Source organism: Isoptericola sp. NPDC056134 (assembly GCF_042264825.1).
Classification (GTDB): Bacteria; Actinomycetota; Actinomycetes; order Actinomycetales; family Cellulomonadaceae; genus Isoptericola; species Isoptericola nanjingensis.
This window is the reverse complement of sequence record NZ_JBHJVM010000038.1, coordinates 1-17,209: the sequence shown is the minus strand read 5'-3', so window position 1 is coordinate 17,209 and position 17,209 is coordinate 1. Positions and strand designations below refer to the sequence as shown.

Sequence of the window (17,209 nt, the reverse complement as noted above, 5' to 3'; positions counted from 1 at the left end):
CCGTTGTCGGTCCGCGCCCTCTCTATCTCGGCGGGATCCCTTCTCTATCTCGCGGATCCGGCCTCTCTGTCTCCCGGGGTCACCAGTTGGGTGTGGCCCCCGGGACGTTGCGCGGCAGCTTCACGTCGTGCGGGTGGATGACGTACGCGATGCCGTCGGTGGACGTCTGCCACACGCGCTCGAAGTTCTCGCGGGTGTAGACGTTGCGCACGTCGGCGTCGGTCGCCTTGTTGGGGTCGTTGATGACCGGGTCGCCGTCGGCGGTGAAGCCCACGATGGTCACCAGGTGGCCGTCGGTGCCGTAGCCCGCCTCGGGCATCTCCTCCTTCGCGAAGTTGATCGAGACGACCAGCGGGATGCCCGCGGCGATGAACCGCTCCGCCTCGGCCAGGGAGCGCAGCCGCGTCACGAACGTCTCCAGGCCGTACTCGTGCGCGTACGCCGTGTTGAACGGCCAGTTGCCCGCGCCCTCGTAGGTGTAGTCCCACGCGTTGATGGCGGCGTGCGCCACCTGCGGGTCGCCGTTCGGGGCGACGATGCCCTCGAGCCGGTCGGCGGGCACCCGGTACTTCTTGCCGTACGAGTACTGGATCATCGTGGTCGACGTCGGCGAGCACCACACCTGGCCGCCGCCCCCGAACTCGGGGTACTCGCCGATGTGGATCAGCTGCGAGTAGCCGGGCACGTCGAGCTCGACCGCGCGGCCGAGCGTGAAGTCGCTGGTGCCGGTGTACGCGGAGTCGGGCAGGTACTCGTTGGTCATCGTCGTCACGCCCGACAGTCGCGGGGTCGCCGTCGACCCGGCCGGCCGGTAGAGCGTGACGCGGGTCTGGAAGGCCTCGGGCTCGTGGCCCGTGCGGGCCACGAACGTGTCGGTGTACAGGGCGGCGTCGGCGTCGTTCTGGCCGTTCAGCGACGTGCGGTGGATGTCGCCCACCGAGCCGTCCTCGGGCGCGAAATCGGCGCCGGACGCCCAGCGGCCCATGACGAACCACTTGGTCCACGCGCCGTCGGCCTTGCGCCCGCGGAACTCGACCTCCACCCACGTGCCCGTCGGGGTGGTGGCGTTCCAGGAGGTCAGGGACTCGTCGACGGCGTACCCGGTCTCGACGACCGGCGACGTCCACGTCCCCGTCTCGTAGTCCACCGCGCTGCCGTCGCCGAACGGGTCGGTGTACGCCGTGGTGGTCCCCCCGGCGTCGCGGATCCCCAGGGTGCCGCGCGCCCCGGGGCGCAGGTTCTCCCACTCGCCGTGCCGCAGGTCGTCGATGCCCTGCCAGTGGGTCGTGGTGATCTTGTTGCCCGACGTCGCGGTGTCGTCCGGCGGCGCGGCACCGGCGGCTCCCGCCGTCGGTGCGATCACCGCCCCCGCTGCCAGGGCCGCCGTCGTCGCTCTCATCCAGGTCCTCCGCACCATGCCTGTCACGGTCCCTCCCCAGGGACGGGGGCGTGGGACGGTCCCCTCCGCCCGTTGGCAAAGACTTTCCCAGAAACTGTGGCGTGTGTCACGACCTTGCGCGGGGCCGTGGCCCATGGCCCGAGGGCGGGGGAGGTGGCGGGGTGCGGTCAGGCGGCCAGCTCGGCGGGCACGTCGTCGTCGTGCCGCACCGCGAGCGATGTCACCGCCCGGGTCAGGCACACGTACAGGCGCCGCAGCCCGGACCCGCGGTCGGTCTCGCCGGCCACGATCCCCGCCGGGTCGTCGAGGACGACGTGGTCGTACTCCAGACCCTTGGCCAGGGACGCGGGGACCAGGTCGAGCCGTGCGTCGAACTCGGTGGCACGGTCGGCGCCCTCGGCGCCGCCCTCGGCACCGTCGGCGCTGTCAGCGACCTCCGCCGTGAGGTCCTCCTCGCCGACGACGGCGAGCTCCAGCCCGGCCGCCTGGAGCCGTCTGCGCGCGGCGGCCACGCCGGCGTCCGGCACGATCAGGCCCACCGAGCCCTCCCGCGCGAGGGCGGCCCGCACCAGCTCCTCGGTCGGCGCCGTGGTGAGCAGAAGCTCGCCGCGGGCCCGCCGCACGGCCACGGGTGGCGCGAGCGTGGGCGCGATCGTCGGCAGGAGGCGCGCCGCGTACTCGATGACGTCGCCGGGCACGCGGAACCCCGCGGTGAGCTGCTCGACGTGCGCGTCGGGCTTGCCGAGGTGATCGAGGGCGTCCGTCCAGGAGCGCACGGCCCACGGCGTGGTCGCCTGGGCGAGGTCGCCGAGCACCGTGAGCGAGCCGGTGCGGGCCCGGCGCCCGAGGGCGCGCAGCATCATGGGGGACAGGTCCTGGGCCTCGTCGACGACGACGTGCGCCACCGACGGCGCCCGCTCCAGCAGGTCGGCGAGCTCGTCGAGCAGCACGAGGTCGGCGAGCGTCCATCGCGCCGCCCCCACGCTCCGGGGCGGTGCGGCCCAGGTGAGCTGCTGCTGCTCGGTCGGGGTGAGGAGTCCGTCGGCCGTCGCGGCGAGGAAGTCCGGGTCGCCCAGCAGTCGGTGCAGCAGCCGGGCGGGCGTGAGGACCGGCCAGAGCGCCGCGGCGTAGTCCTTCACGGGCTTGGTGCGCGCGAGGACGTCCCAGGCGCGGTCGTCGAGCGCGTCGCCGGCCGCCTCGATCTGCTGCAGGATCCGGTGCGCCAGCGCGTACCGGAGCTGCTCGCGTCCGGCGTCGTAGCGCAGGTCGCGGCCCACCACGTGCGCGACGGCGTCGCGGGCCTCGTGCGCGGGCACGCGCCAGCGGCGGGAGCCGCGCGGCAGGACGAGCGCCTCCGCGGGCTCGCCCAGGTGCGACCACACGGCTCGGCGCAGCACCTGCGCCATGCGGGCGTCGCCCTTGAGGCGGGCGACCTCGGCAGTCTCGGTACCGCGCAGGCGGCCGTGCGCCGCGACGAGCTCCTCGACCGTCGTCTGCGTGGCGTCGACCTCGCCGAGGGCGGGCAGCACGTCCCGGATGTAGCGCAGGAAGCTCGAGTTCGGTCCGACGACGGTCATGCCGCGCCGCGTGACCTGCTCCCGGTGCGCGTACAGCAGGTAGGCCGCGCGGTGCAGGCCCACGGCCGTCTTCCCCGTGCCGGGCGCGCCCTGCACGACGACGGTGCGGTCGAGGTCGCTGCGGACGATGACGTCCTGCTCGGGCTGGATCGTCGCGACGATGTCTCGCATCGGCCCGGTGCGCGGGCGCTCGATCTCCTGTTCAAGGATCTCCGAGTGCTCGGCCGCGGTAGCGCCCGCGCTCGCGCCGGACAGCACCTCGTCCTCGAACCCGGTGAGCACGCCGCGTGCGAAGCCGTACCGGCGCCGGGTGGCGACCCCCATCGGGTCGTCCCGGGTGGCGCGGTAGAACGCGGCGCTCACCGGGGCGCGCCAGTCCACGACCAGCGGGTCCCCGGCGGTGTCGGACACGTGCCGCCGCCCGACGTGGAAGACCTCGCCACCGGCCGGCTCGTCGTGGTCGAGCCGGCCGAAGAAGAGGGGCACGTGGGGGTCGTCGGCGAGCTGGGCCAGGCGGCGGGCCAGCGTGGCCTCGAGCACCTCGGCGCTGATGCGGTCGCCGGCGTGGGCGGTCAGCCCCGCCGTGCGCTCGCGCATCCGGGCGAGCTCCTCGCGCGCCCGCTGCAGGTGTGCCCGCTCCCGGTCGAGCTCGGCAGGGGACACGGCTGGCACGGCTGACCTCCAGGGCGGCGGGTGGGAGCCGCAGGACATTACCCGGTCGGGCCCGCCGGGGCAACGCGCCCGTGGGCGGGCGCTCCGCTGGATCGACGCCGGCCGAGGGATGTGATCTGCGTCCCAGCGGTTGGCATCGGAGCGAGGTGACCCTAAGTTAGGCCAGGCTGACCTCACTTCGACCGATCGAGGAGACCCGTGACGAAGTCCTCCGCCCTGCTGGGAGCCGCGACCGCGGCCGACTACGCCGGCGCGCTGCACGCCGTCGTGGACGACGTGGCCGCCCGCTTCGAGACCGTCCGGCAGCCGTTCTGCGGCGCCAGCCGCCGCGAGCTGCAGGCCCTCGTCGACGCCGTCGACCTCGACGGACCCCCGGTCGGGACGCCCGAGGCGCTGCGCGAGAGCGCCGACCTGTACGCCTCGCACGCCGTCTGGTTCCACCACCCCGCGTACACGGCGCACCTCAACTGCCCGGTGGCGCTCCCGGCCGTCGGCGCGGAGGCGATGCTCGCCGCGATCAACACGTCCGTCGACACCTACGACCAGTCGACGGTCGCGACCCTCATGGAGCAGCGCCTCGTCGAGTGGACCGCCGGCCGCATCGGCTTCCCGGCCGGGAGCGACGGGGTCTTCACCTCGGGCGGCACGCAGTCCAACCTCCAGGCGCTGCACCTGGCGCGCGAGGCCGCGCTCACCGGGCCCGACGGCGCCCGGCTCGGCGGCGCGGCGCGGCGCGAGCGCCTCGGCCGGCTGCGGGTGCTCGCCACGACCGCCGGGCACTTCTCCGTGGCCCGCTCCGCGCTGCTCCTCGGTCTCGACGACGACGCCGTGATCGGTGTCGGCACCGACGCCGACGGCCGCCTCGACCCCGCCGCGCTGGCCCGGGCCCTGGTCGACGTCGAGCGGGCGGGCGACGTCGTCATGGCCGTCGTCGTCACCGCGGGGACCACCGACCGCGGCTGCGTCGACCCGGTCGCCCCGGTCGCGGACCTCTGCGACGCCGTCGGGGCGTGGCTGCACGTCGACGCCGCGTACGGCGGCGGGCTGCTGGTCTCGCCGCGCCGCCGCCACATGCTGGACGGCGTCGAGCGGGCGCGCAGCGTCACGGTCGACTTCCACAAGACGTTCTTCCAGCCGGTCTCCTCCAGCGCCCTCCTCGTCCGCGAGGCCGCGGACCTCGCGCGCGCCGCGTGGCACGCGGACTACCTCAACCCCGCCGAGGAGGCGGGGGAGCCGAATCCCGACCTCAACCTCGTCGACCGGTCGCTGCAGACCACGCGCCGGTTCGACGGGCTCAAGCTGTGGGCCACCCTGCGCGCCGTCGGCGCCGACGGGATCGGCGCGATGGTCGACGCCGTCTGCGACCTCGCCGCCGCCGTGCACGCCGACCTCGCCGGCGACCCCGAGCTGCGGCTCCTCGCCCCGACCGACCTGTCCACCGTGCTGTTCCGCTACCAGCCCGACGGCGTCGACGACGCGCAGGCGGACGCCCTCGTGCCGCGCGTGCGGCGCGTGCTGTTCGACTCCGGCCGTGCGCTCGTCGCGAAGACGGTGGTGGACGGTCGTCCGTGCCTCAAGCTCACGCTCCTCAACCCGGACGCGACGCTCGACGACGTCCGGGGCGTGCTCGACCTGGTCCGCGCCACGGCGCACGGGCTGCTCGCCGGCGAGGAGCTGCTCGACCTGGACGCGCCGCCGTGCCGCGGCGCCCACCCGCACCTGCAGCGGGCGACCGCCGTGCCCGCCGACCCCGCCCTCGAGGAGGTCGCCCGATGACCCGCACCACCGACTCCGCCCCCGAGCGCACCCACGACGTCCTGGGCGTCGGCATCGGGCCGTTCAACCTGGGTCTCGCCGCGCTCGCCGACCCGCTCGACGACGTCGACGCGGTGTTCCTCGACCGGCGCGACGGGTTCTCCTGGCACCCGGGCATGATGCTCGAGGGCGCCACCATCCAGGTGCCGTTCCTCGCCGACCTGGTGACGATGGCGGACCCGACGTCGCCGTTCTCGTTCCTCGCGTTCCTCAAGGACACGGGCCGGCTCTACCCCTTCTACATCCGCGAGTCCTTCTACCCGCTGCGCGCCGAGTACGACGAGTACTGCCGCTGGGCGGCCGACCGTCTCACCACCCTGCGCTGGGGCCGGGACGTCACGGCGGTGTCCCGGGACGAGGAGTCCGGGGACCTGGTGGTGACCGCCCGCCTGGCCGACGGGACGACCGAGACGTACCGGGCGCGCCACGTCGTCCTGGGCGTCGGGACGACGCCGCAGCTCCCGGCGCCGCTCGCCGCCCTGGCCGCCGAGGCAGGCCGGCACCCGGGCGCCGGCCCGGTGGTGCACAGCGCCGACTACCTGCCGCACCGCGACGCGCTCGCCGCGACCGGTGCGGTGACCGTCGTCGGGTCGGGGCAGTCGGCGGCGGAGGTGTACCGCGACCTGCTCGAGGACGCCGCGCCCGGCGCGCACCGCGTGGACTGGGTGACGCGCTCGACGCGATTCTTCCCGATGGAGTACACGAAGCTCACCCTCGAGATGACGTCGCCGGAGTACACCGACCACTACCGGGCGCTGCCCACCGAGCTGCGCGAGATCCTCGGCCGCGAGCAGCGCGCGCTGTACAAGGGGATCAGCGGCGACCTCGTGGACGACATCTACGACACGCTCTACCGCAAGTCCGCCCTCGGGCGGGAGGTGCCGACCACCCTGCTGTCGGACACGGAGGTGGTCGCGGCGCGCTACGAGCCCGACGGCGCCGACCGCGCGGGGGAGTACGTGCTCACCCTGCGGCACGGCCAGCTCGGCCGGGTGGCGGAGCACCGCACGCGGGCCGTCGTCGCCGCCACCGGGTACGGGTCGGGCGTGCCGGGCTTCGTGGCGCCCGGTCTGGTCGACCTCGACGAGCTCGGGCGCGTGGACGTGGCCCGCGACTACACCGCGGGCGCGGGCGGGCGCCTCCACGTGGGTGGCACGGAGGCGCACACCCACGGCGTCACCGCCCCCGACCTGGGCTTCGCCGCCTGGCGGAACTCGGTGATCCTGGCGCAGGTCACCGGCCGCGAGCCGTACGCGATCGAGCGGCGCATCGCGTTCCAGACGTTCGGGCTGCCGGGCGGCGAACCCGTGCCGAGCCCGGCAGCGGCCGCCGCGGTGCAGGGGGTGGCCCGATGACCGCCGTCGCCGAGTCCGGCCTCCGGCCCGTCGCCGCGACCCGGACCTCTCCGGACGCCGTCACCCTCGAACCGGTCGACCCGGCGCGCGACGCCGCGACCGTGCACGGATGGCTGTCCCACCCGGCGTCCGCGTTCTGGCAGATGGGGCACCTGGGCGCCGTGGACGTCCGGGACTACCTCGCCGGCGTCGCCGACCACCCGGACCAGGACGGCTGGCTCGGGCGGGTCGACGGCGTCCCCGCGTTCTACACCGAGACCTACGACCCGGCCCGCGTGCTGCTCGTCGGCGTGCACGACGCCGCGCCCGGCGACGTCGGCATGCACCTGCTCGTGGCGCCCCCGCCCGAGGACCCGGCCGACCGCGCGCCGGGGTTCACCGACGCGGTGATGGCCGCCGTCGTGCGCTTCTGCCTGACGGCGGAGGGCTGCGGGGGCGCGCGCGTCGTCGTCGAGCCGGACGTGCGCAACCGCGCGATCGGCGCGAAGAACGCAGCGGCCGGGTTCCGCGTGCTGCGCGAGGTGGAGCTCGACGAGGGCGGGCACACCAAGCGCGCGGCGCTGAGCGTCTGCACGCGGGAGGACTTCGCGGCCTCGCCGCTCGGCGCCCTCGCCGGGCGCGCCGCCGGCGCGCGCCTCGCGCCGCACCTGCGCCCCGACCTCGCCGAGCACGCCCACCGTCACCTCGCCGCCAAGGCGCTCGCGGAGCTCGCGCACGAGCGGCTCTTCCGCCCGGAGCCCGAGCCGGCTCACCACGATCCGGCGGACGACGCCGGGCCGTACGTGCTGACGCTCGACGGCGTGACGTACCGGTTCGCGGCGCGCACGTTCGCGCTGGAGCACTGGGTGGTGGACCCGGCATCGATCACGCGCACGGCCACGACGGGGACGGCCGACGTCGAGCTGCCCGTGGACGCCCTGGAGCTGGTGGCCGAGCTGCAGCCGCTGCTGCAGATCCCGGACGACCTCGTGGCGACCTACCTCGAGGAGCTGTCGTCGACCCTCGCCGCGGCGTGCGCCAAGCGGGAGCGGGAGCTGGACGGCACGTCGCCGCAGGTCCCGGAGCTGCTGTCCGCCCTCGCCCCCGAGCAGGTCGACGACGGCGACGAGGACCGGCGTCGCGCCGACGCGTTCCAGGCCGCCGAGGCGGCGATGACCGAGGGGCACCCCGGCTTCCTCGCGAACAACGGCCGCATCGGGTTCTCCCTCGACGACTACCGCGCCTACGCGCCCGAGCGCGGCGAGCGGCTGCGCCTGACGTGGCTGGCGGCGCGTCGCGAGCACTCCCACCTCGCGGTCGGTGCCGGCCTCACCGAGCAGGCGCTCTACGGCGACGAGCTCTCGGGCGCCGAGCGCGCCGCGTTCGCCGACCGGCTGACCGCGCGAGGGCTGGACCCCGCCGAGTACCTGTACCTGCCGGTGCACCCGTGGCAGTGGCAGCACCGTGTGCCGATCACGTTCGCCGCCGACGTCGCGCGCGGCGACCTCGTGCCCCTGGGCGCGGGCGCCGACGAGTACCAGCCGCAGCAGTCGATCCGGACGATGTTCAACCGGACGCGGCCGGAGCGGCACTACGTCAAGGTGGCGCTCGCGATCCAGAACATGGGCTTCCTGCGCGGCCTCTCCCCGGCGTACATGCGCGGCACGCCGGAGATCAACGACTGGGTGGCGGGCGTCGTCGAGGGCGACCCCACGCTGCGCGACGCCGGGTTCGCCGTCCTGCGCGAGCGCGCGTCCATCGGGTACACCGGCGACGTCTACCACCGCACCGCCCGACCCAGCGCGCACCGCAAGATGCTCGCGGCGCTCTGGCGGGAGTCGCCGGTGCCGCGCACCGCGCCGGGGGAGCGGCTGGCCACCATGGCGAGCCTGCTGCACCGCGACGCCTCCGGGCGGTCGCTCGCCACCGCCCTCGCCCGGGAGTCGGGGATCGCGCCCGAGGCGTGGCTGCGCGCCTACCTCGACGCCTACCTGTACCCGCTGGTGCACTGCCTGCGCGCGCACGACCTGGCGTTCATGCCGCACGGCGAGAACCTCGTGCTCGTGCTGCGCGACGGCGTGGTGCGGCGGGTGTTCATGAAGGACATCGGGGAGGAGGTCGCGGTCCTCGGCGAGCGTGCCCTGCCCTCCGGCGTCGAGCGGGTGCGGTCGGTCGTGGACGACGACGAGAAGGCGCTCGCGATCTTCACCGACGTGTTCGACGGCGTGCTGCGCCACCTCGCGGGCGTCCTCGCGGTGGACGGCGTGCTCGCCGAGGACCGGTTCTGGGCCGTGGTGGCCGACGTCGTGGACCGGCACGCCACCGAGCACCCGGACCTCGCCCCGCGCGGCGGGCGGGGCGTCGACCTGCGGGTGCCGCGGTTCGCGCACTCGTGCCTCAACCGGCTGCAGCTGCGCAACACGCTGCAGATGGTCGACCTCGCCGACCAGTCCGCCTCGCTGCTGTACGCAGGGACGATGGCCAACCCCGTCGCCCGCCCGGACGTCCCGTGACCCGACCCTTCGAGCTGTTCCGCGACGACCTCGGGGTGCCGCACGTGCGGGCGGGCTCGGAGGCGGACCTGGCGTACGGGCAGGGCTACGTCACCGCGCTCGACCGGGGCTGGCAGCTCGAGGTCGACCGCTGGTACGGCGACGGCCGGCTCGCGGCGCGGGTCGGCCCGGCCGGGCTCGAGTGGGACCGGTTCGCCGTCCGGGTGCGCCTCGCGGACACCACCCGCCGGGTCTGGGAGGCGCTCGCGGAGCCCGAGCGGGTGTGGCTCGCCGCGTACGCCGACGGCGTGCGGGACGGGCTCGACGCCGGCGGCCGGGACGCCGCCGAGCGGGCGGAGCTGGCGCGGGCCTTCGGCGGTGCCCCGCTCCCCGACGACGAGCCCTGGCGGCCCTGGACCCCGATCGGCACCTTCCTGGTGCACCACGTGCTGTTCAGCGGCTTCCCGCACCTGCTGTGGCGCGAGCACGTGGCGCGCACGCTCGGCCCGACCCTCGGCGACGCGGTCGTCGGGTGGTGGGGCGCGCGCGACGGCGGGGGCGGTGGCCCGTCGTCGGGCTCCAACGCGTGGGCGCTGCCCGGGTCGCGGACGGCGTCCGGCGCTCCGCTGCTCGCCGGCGACCCGCACCGGCTCCTCGAGCTGCCCGGGGTCTACCAGCAGGTCCGGCTCGCGCGCCCGGGGCACGACGTCGTCGGGCTGGCGTTCCCCGGCGTCCCGGGCGTGCTGCACTTCGGGCACGCCGAGACGCCGGTGGGCGCGGTCGCGTGGGGCGTCACGAACGCGATGGCGCACCACGTCGCGCTGGTCGCGGAAGGGGTCGACGCCGCCGCGGCCGGCGCACGGGTGGTCGCGCAGGGCTCCGAGGCCGTGCCCGTGCGCGGCGGGGCACCCGTCGTCGTGCGGTGGGCGGAGACGGCCCGCGGCCCGCTCGTCACCGACCGGCACAGCCTGCGCTGGCCCGTGCGCATGACGGCGGACGCCGGGGTGGCCGCCTGGCGCGCGCTCCAGCGCGCGCGGACGGCGCGCGACGTCGCCGCCGCGTTCGCCGGGTGGGTCGACCCCGTGGACCGGGTCCTCACCGCCGACTCGGCCGGCGAGGTGCTGCGCCTGACCGCCGGTCTGGTGCCGGACGTGCCGCCGTCGGGACGCGTCGTCCCGGCGACCCGTCGCGACGAGCCGGGGTGGCGACGGCTGCCCGCGCCCGCGGTCGTGGCCGACGTCGCCGTGGACGCCAACCACCGCCCGGCCCGGCCGGAGCACGACCTGGGCCATGCCTACGCCCCGCACCGCGCCGCGCGCGTGCGGGCCCTGCTCGCCGACCCGCCGCCCGGCGGGGAGACGGCCGAGGACCAGGACCGCGTGCTCGCCGACACGCGCGACGGTGGCGCGGCGGAGCTCGTCGCCTGGCTTCCGTCGGTCGAACCGGTCGGGACCCAGGGCCCCGCGGACCGGCTGCGCGCCTGGGCCGCGGCGGGCGCGCGGATGGACGCCGGCTCCCCGGACGCCGCGCTGTTCGCCCGCTGGCGGCACGCGCTGGTGCGCCGCGTGGCGGCCGCCCCGGCCCTCGCCCCGCTGCGCGCCCCGCACGGCCTGCCGGAGGTCTTCGCGCCGTGGCTGGACGTCGTCGCGCGCGTGGGTGACGCGCTCGCGCCGATCCTCGCCTCGGGGGTCGTCGACGGTCGGCGCCTGGCCGGGGAGGCGCTCGCGGACGTCGACGGGCGCGCCGACCCGCTCCCCGACCCGCCCGAAGCCGCCCGCGAGACCTGGGGCGACCTGCACCGCCTGGCCCCGCTGCACGCGCTGGGCCTGGTCCCCGGCGCGGCGGTGCCCGCGGTGCCGGCGGAGCAGGCGCGGCCGCTGGGTGGGTCGGGCGACGCCGTCCGCTGCACGGCGGGCGTGCCCGGCGTGACTCACGCCGTCCTGCACGGGTCGGTCGCCCGCTGGGTGTGGGACCTGGGCGACCGCCGCCGCAGCCGCTGGGGCGTGCCGTTCGGCGCCTCCGGCGACCCGCGCTCGCCGCACTTCGCCGACCAGCATCCGGCGTGGGCCGACGCCCGCACCGTCCCGATCGAGACCGACTGGGCGCGGCTGCGCCCCGAGCACCTGCCGACCCGACGACCCCCGGAGGACCGATGACGACCGAGCCCCTGTCCGATTCCCCGCCCGAGCCCGCGACGTCCGACAGACTGCTGTCCGGAGCGCGCGGCGCGGAGGTGTGGCGCGCCGACGTCCCGGGCGCGGGTACCGTCACGGCGCACGTGCTGGACCCGGTCGCCGACCTCGACGTGCTGCACGAGTGGGTCAACCGCCCGCACGCCGGGTTCTGGGGGCTGGCGGGCCTGAGCCGCGAGGACCTGAGCGACACGTACGCGTTCGTCGACTCCCTGCCCACGCACCACGCCTACCTGGTGCGCTGGGACGGCGAGCCGGTCGTCCTGGTGCAGCTGTACCACCCGGAGGACGACCCGGTCTCGACGGCCTACGACGCGCTCCCCGGCGACCTGGGGATGCACTTCTTCAAGGGCGGCGACGGCCCGGCCGCCCGCTACGGCGTCGCGCCCTGGGCCGTGGTCGGCCCCGCCGTGCTCGCCTTCGCGTTCACCCGCCCGGGCACGCGGCGGCTGGTCGGCGAGCCGGACGCCCGCAACCGGTCCGCGGTCGCCCGCATGGCGGCGTTCGGCTTCGAGGCCGCGGGCACCGTGCGCTTCGAGTCCCCGCAGGGGCCGAAGGAGGCGGTGCTGGCGTTCTGCGAGCGCGAGCGCGCGGAGGCGATCGTCGCCGGGCGGTTCCGCACCGCCGGACGCTGAGGCCCGTTCACGTCGACGAGGCTCGACGGTGTCGACGTGAGGCGGAGAGTGGTCAGGCCTGCGCGTCGGCGGGGCGGACGACGTCGGGCACGGGCCCGGTCGTGGTGCCGGGCACGAGCTCGACGGGCAGCGTCGTGCAGGTGGGCTCCTCACCGGCCAGCACGCCCAGGACGGCTCGGCCGAGCGCGGCGCCCTTGGCCTGCAGCGGCTGGTGCACGCTGGTGAGCACGTCGGGGGAGAGCCACGGCAGGTCGATCCCGTCGAAGCCGGCGACCGAGACGTCGTCGGGCACGCGCAGCCCGAGCTCGCGGGCCGCGATGACGGCGCCCGCGGCGAGCAGGTCCGAGTGGGCGACGATCGCCGTCGGCCGCTCCGTCTCCGGCACCCATGCCCCGAGGATCTCCGTGGCGGCGTCGCGACCGTGCTCCACGAGGGACGCGGGCGTCTCCCACGAGATGACGGGCTCGACCGCGTCCCGCACGCCCGCGAGGCGGTGCCGCGTCGACGTGCGGTCGGCCTGGGCGAGGCGGGCCGCGTCGATCGGGCCGGACCGCTCCGCCGCGTCGAGGGGGAGCGTGATCTCCGCGATGCGGGTGTGCCCCAGCTCCTGGAGGTGGCGCACGGCCAGGGCCGTGCCGGCCCGGTCGTCCAGGGCCACGAGCGGTGCGCCGTCGACGCGGCCGCCCTCGCCGACCACGACGGGGACGTCGCGGCGACGCAGGGCCGCGAGCGTCGCGTCGTCGGTGAGCACGCCCCACACGAGCACGGCCACGTCCATGGCGGCGGACTCCAGCAGGGGGTCGACGGCGGGCACGGGCGCCGTCTCCTCGCCGTCGGCCCGCGGCCCGGGGACCGCGCGCACGCCGGGGATGAGCAGCACGCCCAGGCCCTCGGCGCCGAGCACGTCCACGAGGCCGTCGAGCACCTTGACCGCCACCGGGTCGCGGAACGCGCGGCCGGGCTGGTCGCCGAGGACGACGCCCACGATGCCGGAGCGGCCCGAGCGCAGCTGCCGGCCGAGCGGGTTGGGGCCGGAGTAGCCCAGCTCGGCGGCGGCGGCGAGCACCTTGTCGCGCGTCTCGGCGGTGATCGGTCCCGCGCCCGAGAACGCCAGGGACGCGGTGGAGACCGAGACGCCCGCGAGCTCGGCCACCCGCGCGAGGGTCGGTCGGGCGTTGCTGCGGCCCATGGGGCTCCTTCCGGCGAGGTCCGGGGCGAAGCCTACCCGCGCTGACCAGCGCGCGCTCGAATCGATTCGACCCGCGTGGCGGATTCGGGAAGCGTCGGACCGTGAGCACCGAACTCCCCACCCGGCCGCCCGCGCACGCCGTCCGCGCCGCCTGGGCCGTCTTCGCGGTCTTCGTCGTCGCCGGGATCGGCATGGCCACGTGGGCCTCCCGGATCCCCGCGGTGCGCGACGGCCTCGGCTTCTCCGAGGCCGAGATGGGCGTGCTGCTGCTCACCGGCGCGATCGGGTCGCTCGTCGCGCTGCCGCTGTCCGGCATGATCGCCTCGCGCGTCGGCGCCGGTCGCACCTGCGTGTCGTTCGCCGCGCTGGCGGCCGCGGGGTTCGCCGTCGCCACCCTCGCCGTCGACGGCGACCACCCGATGCTGGTGCGGGTCGGCCTCTTCGTCGGCGGCATGGGCGTGGGCATCTGGGACGCCGCGATGAACCTCGAGGGCGCCGTCGTCGAGCAGCGGCTGGGGAAGTCGGTCATGCCGCGCTTCCACGCCGGCTTCTCGCTCGGGACGGTCGCGGGCGCGGGCATCGGCGCCCTCGCGGCGCACGCCGGCGCCTCGCTGCCGGGGCACGTCATCACCGTGATGGTGATCGACCTGATCGTCGTCGTCGCCTGCGTGCGCTTCTTCGAGCCGACGGCGGACGCCGCTGCCGGCACGGCCGGGGGCGCGGCGGACGCGCAGGCGGACCCGGCCACCGCCGTGGACACCGGCACCGGACACACCCTGCGCGACACCCTCGCCACCTGGCGCGAGTCGCGCACGCTGCTCGTCGGGCTGGTCGTGCTCGCCGCCGCGCTCACCGAGGGCGCCGCCAACGACTGGGTGAGCCTCGCGGTCGTCGACGGGTTCGGCACCGACGACTCCGTCGGGGCGATCGGGCTGGCCGTCTTCCTGTGCGCGATGACGCTCGCCCGGCTGGCGGGCACGTCGCTCATCGACCGCTACGGCCGCGTGACCATGCTGCGCGTGTGCGGCGCGGCCGCCCTCGTGGGCGTCGTCGTCTTCGCGCTCGTGCCGACGCTGTGGGTCGCGCTGGTCGGCGTCGCGGTCTGGGGCGCCGGCGCCTCGCTCGGCTTCCCGCTCGGCATGTCCGCCGCCTCGGACGACCCGCGCAAGGCCGCCCTGCGCGTCTCCGTCGTCTCGACCATCGGGTACTCGGCGTTCTTCGTCGGCCCGGCGCTCATCGGCTTCCTCGCCGAGCACGTCGGCTACCGCGACGCCCTGCTGGTGCTGGCGGTGCCGGTGGCCGTCGGCCTGCTGGTCGCAGGGGCCGCGAGGCCCCTGCCGGCCGCTCCCGAGCCGGCGCGTACGCTGGGCGAGTGAGCCTGTCGACCCTGAACACGCCGTCCGCCGACGAGCCCGCCCGTGAGCGCGACGGGCGCGACACGGCCGCCCCGGCGCTCTCCGAGCTCACGACGCTGCGCGTCGGCGGGCCGGTCGACGAGTACGTCGAGGCGGAGTCCGAGGCCGAGCTGATCGACGCGGTGCGCGCCGCGGACGACGCCGACAGGCCGCTGCTGGTGATCGGCGGCGGCTCCAACCTGCTGGTCGCGGACGAGGGGTTCGCCGGCGTCGTCGTGCGCGACGTGCGCCAGGGCCTCGACGCGGACCTCGAGGACTCGTGCGGCACGGACGGCGCGTGCGGGGGCGCGAGCCTGCGCCTGCCCGCCGGCCAGGACTGGGACTCCTTCGTGGCCCAGGCCGTGGCGAACGAGTGGGTGGGGGTCGAGGCGCTGTCCGGCATCCCCGGCACCGTCGGCGCCGCGCCCGTGCAGAACATCGGCGCGTACGGCCAGGAGGTGTCCGGCGTCGTCGCGTCGGTGGTCACCTGGGACCGCGCTACCGGCAGCCGCAGGACCTTCACGCTCAGCGAGCTGGGCTTCGGGTACCGCACGTCGCTGCTCAAGCGGACGATGCGGTCGGGCGACCCGGACGACCCGGGCGCGCCCTGGTACCCCACGCCGCGGTACGTGGTGCTCGAGGTGAACCTGCAGATGCGGCTCGGCAGCCTGTCGGCGCCCGTCGGCTACGGCGAGCTCGCCCGGCGCCTCGGCGTCGAGGTGGGGCAGCGGGCGCCCTCGGCCGAGGTGCGCGAGGCCGTGCTGGAGCTGCGCGGCGGCAAGGGCATGCTGCTGGACGGCGTGGGCGGGGCGCCGCTCGGCGACCACGACCGCTGGTCGGCGGGCTCCTTCTTCACCAACCCGGTGCTGCCGGCCGACGCGGCGGACGAGCTGCCCGAGGACGCGCCGCGCTTCGCCGTCCGCTCCGCGACGCCGGAGTCCACCGTGAGCCCGAGCCTCGGCGTCGTCGACCCGACGCTCGTGAAGACGAGCGCCGCCTGGCTCATCGAGCACGCCGGGTTCACCAAGGGCTTCGGGCTCGCGGGCGAGCACAGCCCGGCGCGCCTGTCGACGCGCCACACCCTCGCGCTGACCAACCGCGGAGGTGCGACGGCGGCCGACGTCGTGGCCCTCGCCCGCACCGTGCGCGACGGCGTCCGCGACGCCTTCGGCATCGAGCTCGAGCCCGAGCCGGTCCTGGTCGGCACCGCCCTCTGACGCGTGGTGAGCGGCAGGGCCGAGGTCAGTAGAGGATGACCGGCGTGCCCTTCGGCATGCCCCACGAGTCCCAGAGCCAGTTCATCGCGGCGTTGGACACGCGCACGCAGCCGTGCGACGCGGGGTACGGCGGGATGGACCCCGAGCCGTGCACCGCGTACCCGCCCGAGAAGTACTTCGGCCGGTACATCGACCCCAGCTCGAGCGTGGACTCGTGCATGCCGTTGCGCTCCATGTACACGGCGTAGGAGCCGCGCGGCGTCGTCGCGTGATAGCTGCGCCCCTTGGCCTCGTACGTCTCCCCGTTGCCCGACGACGCGTTGATGATCCGGGTGACCTTCCCGCCCTCGACGGTCATGAGCAGCTGCCGGTCCAGGTCGATCTCGATCGCCTTGCCGGACGACGAGTGGGCCTGCGGCCGCACGCCGTCGTCCAGCGCGGCCTGCGTCTTCGGGCCGACGACCCCGTCGCGGTACTGCCCGGCGGCCTTCTGCAGCGCCCAGACGGCCTGCTGCGTGGCCGGGCCGAAGCTGCCGTCGGCCTCCTGGATGAAGTACCCGAGCTCCTGCAGCCGCTCCTGGAGCGCGACGACCCGCTCACCGGAGTCGCCGTACTCGAGCATCTTGTCCCGCTCCTCGGCGGCCTTCTTCTCCGCCGCCTCCTGCTCCGCCTGCTCCTTCGCGGCGGCCTCCTCGGCGGCCTTCTTCTCGGCCTCCTTCTTCTCCGCGGCCTTCTTCGCCTTCTCCGCGGCGCGCTTCTCGGCGGCCTCCTGGTCGGCCTTCTCCTTCGCGGCGGCCTCCTCCGCGGCCTTCTTCTCGGCGGCCTCCTGATCGGCCTGGTCCTGCGCGTCCTGGTCGGCGCGGCCCTGCGCGTCGGAGGTCGACCCGGCGCCGTCCTCGGACGGGGGAGCGGAGGTCGTGGGGGCCGCGCCCGGCTCGGGCTCGGTCTCGCCGGACAGGGGAGCGCATCCGGCGAGCGCCAGGGTGAGCACCACCGGGACGCCGACGAGCGACGCCGTCAGGCGTCGCCTCAGGCTGGGAACCGTACGCATGGAGCCCCTTCCGCGCCGTCGGCGCACCAGGCGCGCCGCGGGGTACCACCGTGCCCCGCGGGTGCCCCGAACGCGACCGCAGCGCTCCGGTCGTGTCGTGATCGTCACCGTGTCGTGACCTGCCGCCTGCCGTTCACCTGCTCAGACGCACGACGGAGCGACACGGTGGGGGCGTGGACACCGATCGACCGACGCCGGCCAGCACGCGATCTCTCGCGCCGTCGGACCCGACGACGCGAGAG

10 protein-coding genes and 1 pseudogene are annotated in these 17,209 nt (G+C 75.8%); 7 read left to right on the top strand and 4 right to left on the bottom strand.

Going from position 1 to position 17,209, the window contains the following annotated elements; genetic code table 11:
- Window positions 1-79: 79 nt before the first annotated feature.
- Both ACFCZN_RS20445 and ACFCZN_RS20440 read right to left on the bottom strand, forming a co-directional pair.
- The gene (locus tag ACFCZN_RS20445; RefSeq protein ID WP_430557974.1) at window positions 80-1,399 is read right to left on the bottom strand and encodes a C39 family peptidase; all 1,320 of its coding nucleotides are present in this window, start codon (window positions 1,397-1,399) and stop codon (window positions 80-82) included.
- Between the two features lie 167 nt (window positions 1,400-1,566).
- Window positions 1,567-3,648 (bottom strand): HelD family protein, encoded by a 2,082-nt coding sequence (locus ACFCZN_RS20440; RefSeq protein WP_430557973.1) that lies wholly within the window; start codon window positions 3,646-3,648, stop codon window positions 1,567-1,569.
- 198 nt (window positions 3,649-3,846) lie between these two features.
- Here ACFCZN_RS20440 and ACFCZN_RS20435 point away from each other — a divergent pair, with 198 nt between their 5' ends.
- From ACFCZN_RS20435 to ACFCZN_RS20415, 5 genes are read left to right on the top strand one after another with little or no spacing between them, the layout of a single operon-like run.
- Window positions 3,847-5,424 carry a pyridoxal phosphate-dependent decarboxylase family protein gene (locus tag ACFCZN_RS20435; protein ID WP_430557972.1) on the top strand — a complete coding sequence of 526 codons (1,578 nt, stop codon included), beginning with the start codon at window positions 3,847-3,849 and terminating at the stop codon, window positions 5,422-5,424.
- Complete coding sequence (locus ACFCZN_RS20430; RefSeq protein ID WP_430557971.1) at window positions 5,421-6,818, top strand: lysine N(6)-hydroxylase/L-ornithine N(5)-oxygenase family protein; 1,398 nt, start codon at window positions 5,421-5,423, stop codon at window positions 6,816-6,818. The genes ACFCZN_RS20435 and ACFCZN_RS20430 overlap by 4 nt, the downstream gene beginning before the upstream one ends.
- Window positions 6,815-9,310, top strand: coding sequence for a GNAT family N-acetyltransferase (locus tag ACFCZN_RS20425; RefSeq protein ID WP_430557970.1), 2,496 nt, complete (start codon window positions 6,815-6,817; stop codon window positions 9,308-9,310). The genes ACFCZN_RS20430 and ACFCZN_RS20425 overlap by 4 nt, the downstream gene beginning before the upstream one ends.
- On the top strand, window positions 9,307-11,445 hold the full coding sequence (locus ACFCZN_RS20420; RefSeq protein ID WP_430557969.1) for a penicillin acylase family protein: 2,139 nt from the start codon (window positions 9,307-9,309) through the stop codon (window positions 11,443-11,445). Before ACFCZN_RS20425 ends, ACFCZN_RS20420 begins: the two co-directional genes overlap by 4 nt.
- The gene (locus ACFCZN_RS20415; protein ID WP_429764831.1) at window positions 11,442-12,116 is read left to right on the top strand and encodes a GNAT family N-acetyltransferase; all 675 of its coding nucleotides are present in this window, start codon (window positions 11,442-11,444) and stop codon (window positions 12,114-12,116) included. Before ACFCZN_RS20420 ends, ACFCZN_RS20415 begins: the two co-directional genes overlap by 4 nt.
- A 52-nt stretch (window positions 12,117-12,168) precedes the next feature.
- On the opposite strand, the gene ACFCZN_RS20410 is transcribed toward ACFCZN_RS20415, so the two are convergent.
- The gene (locus ACFCZN_RS20410; protein WP_430557968.1) at window positions 12,169-13,305 is read right to left on the bottom strand and encodes a LacI family DNA-binding transcriptional regulator; all 1,137 of its coding nucleotides are present in this window, start codon (window positions 13,303-13,305) and stop codon (window positions 12,169-12,171) included.
- 35 nt (window positions 13,306-13,340) lie between these two features.
- Between ACFCZN_RS20410 and ACFCZN_RS20405 the strand changes: the two are divergent.
- Window positions 13,341-14,681 (top strand): annotated as a pseudogene (locus ACFCZN_RS20405) (MFS transporter); the annotation flags it as partial.
- Window positions 14,678-15,916 carry a UDP-N-acetylmuramate dehydrogenase gene (locus ACFCZN_RS20400; RefSeq protein WP_429764827.1) on the top strand — a complete coding sequence of 413 codons (1,239 nt, stop codon included), beginning with the start codon at window positions 14,678-14,680 and terminating at the stop codon, window positions 15,914-15,916. The pseudogene ACFCZN_RS20405 and the gene ACFCZN_RS20400, both read left to right, overlap by 4 nt.
- Window positions 15,917-15,941: 25 nt before the next feature.
- Here ACFCZN_RS20400 and ACFCZN_RS20395 read toward each other — a convergent pair whose 3' ends face one another.
- The gene (locus tag ACFCZN_RS20395; RefSeq protein WP_430557967.1) at window positions 15,942-16,967 is read right to left on the bottom strand and encodes a L,D-transpeptidase family protein; all 1,026 of its coding nucleotides are present in this window, start codon (window positions 16,965-16,967) and stop codon (window positions 15,942-15,944) included.
- Between the last annotated feature and the right edge of the window lie 242 nt (window positions 16,968-17,209).